Annotated in this window: 12 protein-coding genes; 6 read left to right on the top strand and 6 right to left on the bottom strand. The window is 40.7% G+C overall.

The genetic code is table 11. The features are described from left to right. The first annotated feature begins 262 nt into the window (after positions 1-262). The 6 genes from GOP56_RS15490 (at position 263) to GOP56_RS15465 (ending at position 5,567) form a co-directional block, all read left to right on the top strand. On the top strand, positions 263-991 hold the full coding sequence (locus GOP56_RS15490; RefSeq protein ID WP_003342894.1) for an amino acid ABC transporter ATP-binding protein: 729 nt from the start codon (positions 263-265) through the stop codon (positions 989-991). Positions 992-1,028: 37 nt separating this feature from the next. Then, a complete protein-coding gene (locus GOP56_RS15485; RefSeq protein WP_022586065.1) occupies positions 1,029-1,877 on the top strand; it encodes a glutamate ABC transporter substrate-binding protein in 849 nt (282 codons plus the stop codon). A 91-nt stretch (positions 1,878-1,968) separates the two neighbouring features. Beyond that, positions 1,969-2,622, top strand: a complete 654-nt coding sequence (locus GOP56_RS15480; RefSeq protein WP_163245998.1) for an amino acid ABC transporter permease — start codon at positions 1,969-1,971, stop codon at positions 2,620-2,622. Positions 2,623-2,636: 14 nt separating this feature from the next. Then, complete coding sequence (locus GOP56_RS15475) at positions 2,637-3,287, top strand: amino acid ABC transporter permease (RefSeq protein ID WP_003334085.1); 651 nt, start codon at positions 2,637-2,639, stop codon at positions 3,285-3,287. Between the two features lie 79 nt (positions 3,288-3,366). After that, a complete protein-coding gene (locus GOP56_RS15470; RefSeq protein ID WP_163245997.1) occupies positions 3,367-4,653 on the top strand; it encodes an ATP-binding protein in 1,287 nt (428 codons plus the stop codon). Beyond that, entirely contained in the window at positions 4,635-5,567 is a 933-nt protein-coding gene (locus tag GOP56_RS15465; protein ID WP_003334088.1) for a response regulator, read from the top strand. The genes GOP56_RS15470 and GOP56_RS15465 overlap by 19 nt, the downstream gene beginning before the upstream one ends. 51 nt (positions 5,568-5,618) lie before the next feature. Here the strand turns inward: GOP56_RS15465 and GOP56_RS15460 are convergent, their stop codons facing one another. From GOP56_RS15460 to manA, 6 genes are all read right to left on the bottom strand, one after another. Further along, positions 5,619-6,953: an MFS transporter gene (locus GOP56_RS15460; protein ID WP_003334089.1), complete on the bottom strand. Its 1,335-nt coding sequence runs from the start codon at positions 6,951-6,953 to the stop codon at positions 5,619-5,621. Positions 6,954-6,956: 3 nt separating this feature from the next. Continuing rightward, positions 6,957-8,006, bottom strand: a complete 1,050-nt coding sequence (locus tag GOP56_RS15455; RefSeq protein WP_035318738.1) for an ABC transporter substrate-binding protein — start codon at positions 8,004-8,006, stop codon at positions 6,957-6,959. A 22-nt stretch (positions 8,007-8,028) separates the two neighbouring features. Next, on the bottom strand, positions 8,029-8,814 hold the full coding sequence (locus tag GOP56_RS15450; protein WP_003334091.1) for a DUF3919 family protein: 786 nt from the start codon (positions 8,812-8,814) through the stop codon (positions 8,029-8,031). Positions 8,815-8,898: 84 nt separating this feature from the next. After that, entirely contained in the window at positions 8,899-10,320 is a 1,422-nt protein-coding gene (locus GOP56_RS15445) for a sensor histidine kinase (RefSeq protein ID WP_096886378.1), read from the bottom strand. Between the two features lie 8 nt (positions 10,321-10,328). Next, a complete protein-coding gene (locus tag GOP56_RS15440) occupies positions 10,329-11,000 on the bottom strand; it encodes a response regulator transcription factor (protein WP_003334093.1) in 672 nt (223 codons plus the stop codon). Positions 11,001-11,118: 118 nt separating this feature from the next. Further along, complete coding sequence (manA, locus tag GOP56_RS15435) at positions 11,119-12,069, bottom strand: mannose-6-phosphate isomerase, class I (RefSeq protein ID WP_163245996.1); 951 nt, start codon at positions 12,067-12,069, stop codon at positions 11,119-11,121. Between the last annotated feature and the right edge of the window lie 343 nt (positions 12,070-12,412).

Genomic DNA, 12,412 nt, shown 5'->3' with positions numbered 1-12,412 from the left:
TTTTAAAAAATGCTCTATTAGCTTTAGACGTTCTAGTAGGAAACTTTGTTACGTTTATTTACCAAAACAGGTAGAAAAAATTAGGTAGAACATGGACAACAGAGAGGAACAGGCTTACTGCTTTATGTAGCTTGATAGGGAGAGTAGCTTTCATTTTATTTAAAAATTCTAATAAAAAGAAAATTCTTTGTATTTTTCTGTAGAATTGGGTAGGTTCTCTTTACGATACGAAATATAAAACCATAAATAAGGGGGATTCTGGTTGATTAGCTTTCATCAAGTGAACAAACATTACGGAAATTTCCACGTGCTTAAAAACATTAATCTTCACATCAACCAGGGAGAGGTTGTCGTGGTCATCGGACCTTCCGGGTCTGGGAAAAGCACATTAGTTCGCTGTATGAATCGCCTAGAAACGATTTCAAATGGAGAACTGATTGTAGACAACATCAAGGTCAATGACAAAAATACCGATATTAATCGGCTTCGTCGCGATATCGGTATGGTGTTTCAGCATTTTAACCTGTATCCGCACAAGACTGTGTTGCAAAACATCACATTAGCTCCCATTAAGGTATTGGGTATTTCTGAGAAAGAAGCAAAAGAGACGGCGATGTCTTACTTAGAGAAAGTCGGGATACCTGATAAAGCGGATAAGCTACCCTCCCAATTATCCGGAGGTCAGCAACAACGTGTCGCCATTGCACGCGGGCTAGCCATGAAGCCCAAAATTATGCTGTTCGATGAGCCTACATCTGCACTTGACCCGGAAACGATCGGAGAGGTTCTTGATGTAATGAAAAAGCTCGCTAAAGAAGGAATGACGATGGTCGTGGTAACACATGAAATGGGCTTCGCACGTGAGGTGGCTGATCGAATTGTCTTTATGGATCAAGGCCAAATATTGGAGGAAGCGCATCCCGATCAGTTCTTTGCCAATCCGCGTGAGGAGCGGGCCCAGTTATTTTTAAGCCGGATTTTAAATCATTAATCTTTTCTAGATAAAAATAAGGAAAAGGGGTAATCAAATGAAAGCAAATAAAACCTGGAAAAAAGTATTGGGTGTAGGCTTGGCAGTAATGTTGAGCGCAACAGCATTAGCAGCATGCGGGTCTAGTAAAACACAGGATGGGGCTAGCTCATCAGGAAAGGCCGCAGCGACTAGTACAGTAGCCAAGATTAAAGAGCGAGGCAAGTACGTGGTCGGGGTTAAGTATGATTTGAATTTATTTGGGTTAAAAGATCCAGCCACGGGGAATGTCGAAGGCTTTGATATTGATATAGCGAAGGCAATTGCTAAAAAAATTCTAGGCGATGAAAATAAAATTGAATTGAAGGAAGTAACCTCTAAGACTCGTATTCCGATGTTAAAAAACGGAGAGATTGATTCCATTATTGCAACGATGACAATTACTGATGAACGCAAGAAGGAAGTCGATTTCTCTGATGTATACTTCATGGCCGGTCAGTCCTTCCTCGTGAAGAAAGACAGCACCATCAAAGGTCTTGAGGATTTTACAAAGGGTAAAAAAGTAGTGACGGCAAAGGGCTCTACTTCAGCCAAAAACATACGTGAAAATGCTCCAGAGGCAGAGGTTCTTGAATTTGAAAACTATGCAGAAGCCTTTACCGCATTAAAGGCAGGTCAAGGTGATGCGTTAACTACAGATAATGCTTTGTTATACGGAATGGCTAAACAAGATCCGAATTTCCGTGTCGTAGAGGGAACATTTACGGAAGAACCCTATGGAATTGCTTTGCCAAAGGGTGATGCGGAATTCGTAGCATTGGTCAACGATCTCCTAAAGGAAATGAAGCAAAATGGTGAATATGACAAGCTATACGAAAAATGGATTGGTGAAAAGCCAAAAAATTAGACCCGAGTGATTTGAAGACCTGAATGGAATGAGCGTCCTCCCTACCGCTCATTCCTTTATGTCATGAAGATAAAGGGGGATTACAGCAGAGATGATCGATTTTTCTATTCTTTTAGAGCACTCCGATCTATTTATAGAAGGCTTTGGAAATACGCTTAAAGCGAGTGTGCTGGCATTAGCGGGAAGCTTGTTATTAGGGACAATTATTGCCGTTTTTTGTATTGCACCAGTACGCCCACTAAATTGGATAGGGGTAGCATATGTAGAATTTATTCGAAATATTCCTCTCCTTCTGGTTGTGTTTTTATTTTTTGTGGGATTACCTGCATTGGGAATTGTATTAAAACCGTTTCTGGCTGGTACGCTGGGGCTTACAGTCTACACAGCGGCGTTTATTGCAGAAACGATACGCGCAGGGATCATGGCTATACCTAAGGGGCAGAGTGAGGCAGCGCGTTCGTCAGGCCTTACTTACGTACAAACCATGCGCTACATTATCTTGCCGCAGGCGTTTAAAGTTGTAATTCCACCCATGGGGAATCAATTTATCAATCTAGTGAAAAATTCCTCGATACTTGGGGTGATTGCTGGCCTTGATTTAATGTATTTTGGTGATCTGATATCGGCCGAGACCTTTGTTACATTTGATGTTTATATATTTGTTGCTATTTTTTATCTCATGATAACTCTGCCGCTAAGCTTCCTCGTAGGATATCTGGAGCGACGCTTGGCGAGCTATAAATAAAGGGGAGGGCATATATGGATTTTATCGGAGCATACTCTCCTCAGTATCTTGTCTTTTTGGTAGAAGGCTTTGGGGTTACGCTCAAAGTAGCATTCATTTCGATTGTCTTGAGCTTTGCTATTGCGATTATGATCGGAACCATGCGATATGCTCGGATTCCTGTTGTGTCTCAGGCGCTTGCTACGGTGGTTGAGCTTATTCGTAATTTGCCGCTTCTGTTAATCATTTTTTTCACGTATTTTGCCTTGCCAGAGGTTGGCTTAAAGCTGGATAAGGTAGCAGCGGCTATTTTAGCACTGGTAATTTTTGAAGCGGCTATGCTGTCTGAAATTGTTCGCAGCGGTTTGCATTCAGTTGATAGGGGGCAAATAGAAGCGGCACGTTCATCCGGTCTATCTTATATGCAAACACTTTGGCATGTGGTGCTTCCGCAAGCTCTGCGTAAAATGGTTCCGCCTATTGTAAGTCAATTTATCTCCTTACTTAAGGATACGTCGCTTGCAGTTGTTATTGCGCTGCCAGAATTAATGAATCATGCCCAAATTATTAACGGCCGAAACGTTAATTATGTGATACCAACCTTTTTGATGGTGGCGATGATGTATTTTGTAGTGAATTACAGCTTGTCACGAGTCTCTAAACGCTTAGAAAATAAACATATATAAAGGAAATGGTTTTGCACATCTCTTTTTCCTAGTAAAATAGGGGAAAGAGATTTTTCTTTTTTTTAGAAAAGGAGGTTTTATGCGCGAACGTCTTCTGTTATTGCTGATAATTATGCTAGCAACCGCCTTTTTTGGAGAAATGAAAGTGAATCCATTTGGAGGGACGTTTCGGTTTTCGTTAGGGATTGCTGCCTTCTTCTTCGGGTTATTGTGGTTCCAGTCTGTGCCAGTATTGCTGATTGGATTGTTAACGGGTGCGTTTACTATGTGGTTCCGGGTAGGCTTGGACATTGTGGCATACGGGACAGCCTGGCAAGAAAGCTTGTTCATTCATTTGCCCTCCGTCTTTTATTATTGTAGCTTCACGTTATTGTTTCAGATAGTGAGCGCCCGCCGCTATGTAGAATCTCCGGTACTGTTAGGGCTGATAGGCGCTACGATAGACTGTGCTTCAAATTTAGTAGAGCTGTGGGTACGTGAGATAAGTGGAGTAGCTCCTGCCAGTTGGGGAGAAAGTATATTGGTGCTTTTGTTCTTTGGAGCCCTGCGCAGCTTCTTTGCGGTGGGTCTATATAATAGTTTTTCCATTCGCCAAGTACGAGCGGTAGGGGAAGTTAGACAGCAGGAGCTGGAACGGCTACGAATGATTAACACCGGCTTGTATGAGGAAACCTTTTACCTGCGTAAATCCATGACGCAGTTGGAGGAAATTACCAGGGAGAGCTATCAATTATATCGACAGCTTTTATCGTCAGAAAATACTGAATCATCGAGAGCCTTACACATAGCGGAGCATGTGCATGAGGTAAAAAAGGATTCTCAACGCATGCTGGCTGGATTATTAAAAATTATTAATCAAAAGGAATTAGCGCCTCAGCTATCCATATCGGAATTATGTGGATTAGTTATACGCGCAAATCAGAAATATGCCGAAATGATGGGAAAGAGGATACAGTTCACCGGGAAGTGCGATGTTAATCTGTCCACTAGTCAAATCTATGAGCTACTCTCTGTGTTAAATAATCTGGTAGCCAATGCAGTAGAGGCCATTCCTATTGAAGGAAAAATTGAGCTTTCAGTGGGTTTTGATAAGAGAGAAATTATTTTTCATGTTAGGGACAATGGGGCGGGTATTTTGCAGGAAGATCGGGAATGGGTGTTTGAACTAGGCTATACCACAAAGTATGACAGAGAAGGAAAGCCCTCTACAGGCATAGGCCTTACGCATGCAAAAGGCATCATACATAGCTTGGATGGTACACTCAGGATCATACATGAATCAGAACCAATCACACATTTTGAGGTGAGAATACCAACCGATCAGTTGCTAAGAGAGGAGGGGGGCTTATGCTTCGGTTTTTCCTAATTGAAGATGATGCTGTTGTACGTAGGATGCTGGAGAGACTGATTCATGAAAGCAAGCTAGGGGAAATCATTGGACAAGCAAGCGATGGTATCCATGTTTCGATTGACCAGTTATATGGTGTAGACGTTGTTTTAATTGACTTATTAATGCCAGGGATGGATGGTATACAGACGATTAAAAAGCTTCAAGGGGAGGGCTTTACCGGTAAATTTATCATGGTATCGCAGGTAGAAAATAAGGAAATGATCGGGGAAGCTTACTTACAAGGAATAGATACCTTTATTCAAAAGCCGATTAATAAGCTTGAGGTGCTTTCTGTATTAAAACGGGTAGCCGACCATCTCTCATTGGAAGCATCCTTACAATCTATTCGCAAATCGCTTCAGATATTGGATATTAAGGGGAAGGAACAGCTTAATCAGGGGTATCAAGGCTTTCATGCGCCACGTCTGGGAACGTTTGAACAGAACCATCTGGAACAAAGTGCACGCCAGCTCTTACTACAGCTAGGAATTGCAGGTGAGGCAGGGGCACGTGATCTTTTTGCCATGATTCAATGGCTGGCTACGGAAGAACGTGGGGGGCATTTATTGCGGGATATGCAGCTAAAGGAGCTGTATGCCCGGGTATTGCAGAGAATGTCTAATAAAATAGATGAGCAGGTACTTGTAAAGGAAGTTCGAGCTATGGAGCAACGGATTCGCCGAATGGTGCTACAAGCCTTTACACATTTATCCTCGTTAGGCTTAACCGATTATGCAAATCCTACATTTGAACATTTTGCTCCTCGCTTATTTGATTTCAAAGAGGTGAGATTGCGAATGAAGGAGCTTGAGGCCGGCGAAAAAACTACGAAATGTCGCATAAATGTAAGGAAGTTTTTATCTGTATTTTTTATGGAAGCAAAAAAATGAGGGATGTCTCCATCATAGAGACGTCCCTCATCTTTTATTTTTAAACCGCTGTTATGCTAGTTTTTCTTTTTGCTTCTTTTGTCCCATTTGAATAAGGATTAGGAAGGCACTAGCTGCAACACCGCCAGCTAGCATTAGCATGAAGCCACCATCCCAGCCAGAAGCATCAACTAAAAATCCGATTACGGCATTAGCTACGAAGCTACCGCCTACATACCCGAACAATCCTGTCATACCTACTGCTGTACCTACAGCGAACTTTGGTACGAAGTCGATAGCGGATAGCCCGATTAAAAATTGTGGTACATAGATCAAACAACCGATAACAGATACCGCAATACTGATTGCTAGTACGTTGGAAGATTTCCAATATACCAATGTTGCAAGTACAACGCCTACCATACTAATGATACATAATGGCATACGATTACCTTTAAACACACGGTCGCTCAACCAACCAACAAGTAGGGAGCTTGGGATCGCAGCCCATTCAAATGCAAGATATGCCATATGGGATTGTGCTTGCGTAAAGCTTTTTACATCTGTTAGGTATAGAGGAACCCAGTTCAATACACCGAAGCGAATCAAGTAAACAAATGCGTTAGCAAAGCAGAGGAACCACACAAATTTGTTTTTCACAACATATTTCATCAAGATCTCTTTAGGAGATAGATCAGTACCATTTGATTCATCTTTTACATCATCATAATCGTTACGATACTCGTCAATTGGCGGAAGTCCACAAGATTGAGGTGTATCTTTACCGCAGAACCATACAAAAATTGCAATAAGAATAGCTAGAGCTGCTGGGAAGATGTATACACCTGCTTGCCAGAATTGTGTACCGAAAATACCTAGACCCACACCAACGATTGGAGCGATGATACCGCCACCAATATTATGAGAGCAATTCCAGATACCCATTTTTGTTCCGCGTTCTTTCTTGGAGAACCACTTTGCCATTACGATACTGCATGGAGGAGCCCCCATACCTTGGAACATACCATTCATGAACAATAAAACGATAAACAGACCAAAGCTCGAAGTGAAACCAAAGAAAATGTTAGCCAAGGCAGACAGTACTAAACCAAAAGCAATAAAGCGTTGTGTATGAGCCTTGTCTGCCAGGTTACCCATAAAGAATTTACTTACGCCATAGGTAATAGCCATAACAGAGCTTAATAGACCGATTTGAGTTGTAGTAAAACCAAAATCACTTTTTAAGTAGGTTGTAGAAAGTGCGAAGTTACTACGAACTAAATAATAACCAGCATAACCGATGAAAATTCCGATCAATGTACGGATACGGAAGATCTTGTACATTTTAGCGATCATATGTTCAGGTAGACGAGGTGCGGCTGGAGCTTGCTTTAACCATCCAAACATGAATCATTCTCCTTGAGGTTGTTTTGTATCTCGTAATTTGTTCCAAAGTTTGATGATGGTATCATGCCATTTCATAGACTCATGAATCTGTATAACATCCATATTCAACCTATTCATCTTTTCTTGTTGTACGGTAGGAATCCCATATGATACACGTTCTAATACCTTTGCTGCTTGTTTGGACAACGAATAATCAATAAATAAATCAGCAACAAGTCCGTTTGGTGCATGCTTAATCTTAGAGAGAGCATTGACAGCTAATCCTGTATCTTCAGGGACAATGCTGATCAGTGGGAAGCCGGCTTCGCGCAGCTTTCGCTGATCCCCCAGAAAGTTAATTCCAATGAGATACTCTCCAGAACTTACCAACTGTGCCGGCATGTAGCCGTTTACAGTTAGAGCAGCTATATTTGGATGTAAACGTGTAATATAGTCGATTGCCTGCTTTTCACCTAATGTTTCAAACAAGGATAAAATAAACGTGTAGGCCGTGCCGGAGAAATTAGGGTTGGACATCACGATTTGGTTCTTATAAGCAGGATGCAACAAATCGGCCCATTTTGTTGGGAATGATAATCCTAACGGTTCAATCTCTTTGTGCCAGCGGTCTGCGTTAATAGCTATAGATAACTGTTCGATCTCATAGCCGTACCAGTAACCATCCTCATCCTTTGTTTCTACGGGAATGTGGGAGCCGTTCTTGCTGTTAACGGGCTCTGACAGCTTCTCATTTTTCATTGTGATATGAGCGTCGACCGTGCCGCCGATAACTAAATCAGCTTGAGGGTTATTTTTCTCCTGTGCAACCCGGCGCAGAATGTCTTCTGTAGATAAACGCATGAATTCATACGTGCAGCCGGTTTCTTGGCAAAAGGATGATAGCAAAGCATTTCCTACTTCTTCACGAGAAGCAACATAGGCAACAAGGTGATGACCTTTTAAACGAGGAATCCCATGTTTATCATAGGTAATAGGATTCACTTCTTTGGAACAACTAACAAGTAATAAGGAACAAATACTTAACAGCAAGAAAAAGAATAAACGTTTCGTCATCATAGATCAGCCTTTACTTTCTTTATAAGAGTTCTGCTAAACGCCCAGTCATATAGATGGAATTCCCATTATCATCGCCTAAATACTGAACAATAAAGTATTTCTCATAAACGATAAAAGTAAGAATATCGTTACGGTCATTCCTTTTCTGTTTGCCATTCTTATAGACGGTGATGATGCCGAGCGGCTGCTGTTTCTGGAAGGTGAGCTGCTTAATTTCGGAGGTATCCTTAATTTCGTACGCTTGCTTTAGTTTTTCAATCAAGAAAACCTTTTCATGAATGCGTTTACCGGAATCGGCCACCGTTTTTTTGACAAAAACGTCCTTAGCCTTTTGGGTAAACTCTGCAAACTGGTTCGATGAATAAAACAAGCGAAGCAGGTGTGTCCGAAAAGCAGATAAAATGGGAGTATCATACTTCTGGCCATACGTTAGCTCATCGAAGGTAAAAGCATTTTCTAACTGAAATCTATGCTCAACCCCATTAAGATAACGGATCTTGCCAGAGAACATGGTTACTCTCTTATCCCCTGAAACAACGAGCGGATCATTTTCTTTTTTAATAAGATCAATGTAAGAAATGATTGAGTATAGCAAAACCTCATCAGTAATGTTTACGACTCCCCATTTTTCGTGGTGTATCATCGCTTCCACGGGCAAGGAATCGCTTACTTTTTTCAACACTTCATTCTGATCTTCTATCACGACTACTTTCCGATAGAGACTTTCTTGCAGGGAGTAGCCAACGGAAGATAAGAGTATAAGCATGATGATGAAAAGCAAAGCTGGTCTTAATATTTTTTTCATGTTTCTTGCTCTCCTCATAAGATAACCAACGATTATTTCGGAATTACATCTCAATTGTTTCGTAAATGTATTATTTAAGCGGTTTCACTTAGCAATATGTTCCAATCCAGCGGGGGTAGGGAAAAGTAAACGTACGGTTGTACCGGTTATTTCATCAGAAGCAATATCCATGCTACCACCCTGTTTTTTCATAAGCTCCCGGCATAATAACAACCCGAAGCCATTGCCGAAACTAGACTGAAGCGCTTCATTTGGTGGTGCATGCTTAATTTGGTCAAGCATTTCCTCACTGATTCCAATGCCATCATCGTGTATAACAAGGGTTAAGCTATGTTCAGCGATTTCCACATGAAACTCAAGGAAGGATGCATCACTATATTTAATCGCATTGTCTAATAGGTTTAAAAAAATCTGCTTTGTTTTATCTTGATCAGCTACTATTTTTGCAGATTCGACATGATTGTAAATCGTGATCTTGTATTTATTTAATCGTGGTTGGACACTAAAGACAGCTTCTTTTAAAATCGGTTGAATATCACATATCGTAGGTGAGACGTTAAATGGACTGTTTCCATATTTGGAGGTTTTCAGCAATTCCTCTACCAATGCAAGTAGGCGTTCGCTTTCGATAGAAATGTGCCTTAGACAATCCTTTACGTCTTGGTTATTTTCTAATCGGGGAATTAAATTGGCGTATCCCATAATGGCAGTCAGCGGCGTTTTTAATTCATGAGTGACCCGATCTAAAAAATCCTTTTGTTTTACCTTTTCCTCTTGAAGCTGAGTTATGTGCAGTTCAATGGCATGGGCCATCACATTAAACGATTGGGAAAGCTGCTTAATCTCTTCATAATCCTGTAGCTCGATTTTGCATTGGTACTTTCCATTGGCTAATTGCTGGGCCATGTCGCGTAATTTCTCAATCGGTCTGCTCAAAGAAATCGCAAATCTATGGGCAAAGAGTGCTACAGCAACAAACATGAGAATACAAGAAATCATAAATGTTTTATTGAAGTTGCTAATTAATAAGTCTTCTTGCTCAAGCTCATGAATAAAGCGAACAACACCAATTACTTTTCCATGTACGTAAATCGGACTAGAGAATAGCAACAGGGGTGCTGATGTGGATTTTTCTATCATGTATGCTTTTTTCCCATCTAAAGCTTGAACGATATCGAGGTTTAAATTGGGAAAAGCCGTTCGTTTTGTATCAGCTAGTACCTCACTATTTATACCGATGATTTGTGTACGAGTACCTAAGCGTTTAGACAAATAAGAAGCGATTAGAGGGGCACCATTTTGCAAAGTCACAGTGGCCTCCGATTTTTCCCGCTCAACATAATTAATGCTATAGATTTGAGCTTCAACGCTTAACTTTTGAAAAGAGGTTACCGCATTTGTAAAAACATTTTTCTGCAACGTAACAATCAAGACAACGTACAAGAGGAGCATGACAGGAATTAAAATAGCCAGGATCGTTACATTTAAGTTTTTTTTAAGTGTCATACTCTCACCTAACAATCAATTTTATAGCCTACACCATATACGGTTTTAATTTTATCTCCGTATGAACCTAGTTTTTTGCGCAAGCGTTGGATCATGATATCGACGGCACGTGTATTGTCTGGATATTCGAACTTCCAAACCTTCATTAGAAGGTCATCTCGGGTAAATACGCGTTGTCTATTTTTTAGTAACAAAAACAACAAATCATATTCTCTGTACGTTAGTGTTATTTCTTTTCCGTCAAGAAATACTTTTCGCTCGTTCGGATGGATGAGAAAGCGATCAATTTTCAGATTATCTGGGTCCGGCTTCTCTTTCATTTTTTCCATACGTCGTTCAATGATTTTAATCCGAAGTAGAAGCTCCGTACTATGAAAGGGCTTGGTGATATAATCATCAGCACCAAGCTGCAAGCCTAATAATTTATCATTAATTTGCCCTTTAGCCGTTAGCATAATGATGGGAATATCGCTATCCTTCTCACGGAATTCCCGCAATAGTTGATAGCCATCTATGTCAGGGAGCATGACATCTAAGATAATCATGTCTGGTTGTTGCTCCCATTGAGCTAAAGCCTCTTCTCCATTAGCTGCCACTAGCACCTGATGACCCTCTATTTCTAATGTCAGGCGTATTAGATTTTGTAAACTATTTTCATCGTCCACAACTAATACCTTCATAGCAATCTCCTCTCCAGTGAAAGGTAGGCAAGAATTCACTAGTAGTATTGTGTCAATAAGAGCCAAAAAGTAGCCTAGTTATTCTACAGGCTACTTTTTGCTTCATGTATTTCTTTATTTATGGGTGTGAAACCATTACTTCTAAGGAGCCAGTCAGCTTATATGTCCCAAATTGAGCTGGAAGGATGAAGTGGTCCCCTTTCTTTAATGAAAAGGATTGCCCATCCTTTTCAAGGGTACCTGTACCCGCTAGCACGCTTACTAATAAGAAAGCTTGATCCTGTTCAAAGGTAGCCGTACCACTGATTTCCCATTTGTATACAGAGAAGAATTCATTTGTTACGTACGTCGTGATGGTAGCATCACCGTTTTTTTGTACCGTAATAGTTGGGTTTGTATCAACATGTGGTGCAGTTGTTACGTCAATTGCTTTCTTTAGGTGTAGATCGCGTTTTTTCCCCTGATCATCCACACGATCATAGTCATATACACGATAAGTAGTGTCAGAGCTTTGTTGTGTTTCTAGCACCAGTGTTCCTTGGCACAAGGCATGAATTGTTCCACTAGGGACATAGAAGAAATCACCCGGCTTGATTTTTACTTTACGCAAGAAATCAGACCATTTACCGCCCATGATCATCTCTTCTACTTCTGCCTTTGATGTTGCGTTATGCCCAAATACTAGCTCAGCATCCTCGTCACAATCAATGATGTACCAGCATTCTGTCTTTCCATATTCCCCATTCTCGTGCTCATGAGCGTATTCATCATTAGGGTGTACTTGGACCGATAAATCATCATTGGCATCAAGAATTTTGGTCAACAGTGGGAATTTTTCGCTTTGATGATGGTCAAACAATTCTTTATTGTTTTCCCAGAGGTCTGCTAATGTTTTTCCCTGATGAGGACCGTTTAGCACGATACACATACCGTTTGGATGGGCAGAAATGGCCCAGCATTCACCGGTTTTATCAGAAGGAATATCGTATGGAAAACGATCACGTAAGGCGGTTCCGCCCCAAATGCGTTCTTGAAAAACAGGTTGTAAAAATAGCGGCTGTATATTCATTATGTTCATCCTTTTCGCTAACATATCGTATTTGTTGAGCTAAATAACAGTCTTCATTATACAAAAAAAATATAAAGGAACAACCTTATTTTAAGGAAATGTAGGTAAGTTATCATAGGTAATCCTATCCTGTAGGGGAAATCAATAGAGAAAAAACAGCACCTCGTAGACTTTAGCGTCTGCTAGGTACTGTTTTGATAGATAAGCAAGTCAAAAATGTCCAACCATATTTGATTATGTAGAAATAGGTAACACTGCTTTAGCCATATCCGTAAATTCTACAGCCACGTACATGCTCAAAAATTGCGATATGCTGCTATTGATTTTAAGGATTCTGGTTCGT

Source organism: Brevibacillus sp. 7WMA2 (genome assembly GCF_010748895.1).
Lineage (GTDB): Bacteria > Bacillota > Bacilli > Brevibacillales > Brevibacillaceae > Brevibacillus_B > Brevibacillus_B halotolerans.
The sequence above is the reverse complement of the archived record's forward strand: the minus strand, read 5'-3'. Positions and strand labels throughout refer to the sequence as shown.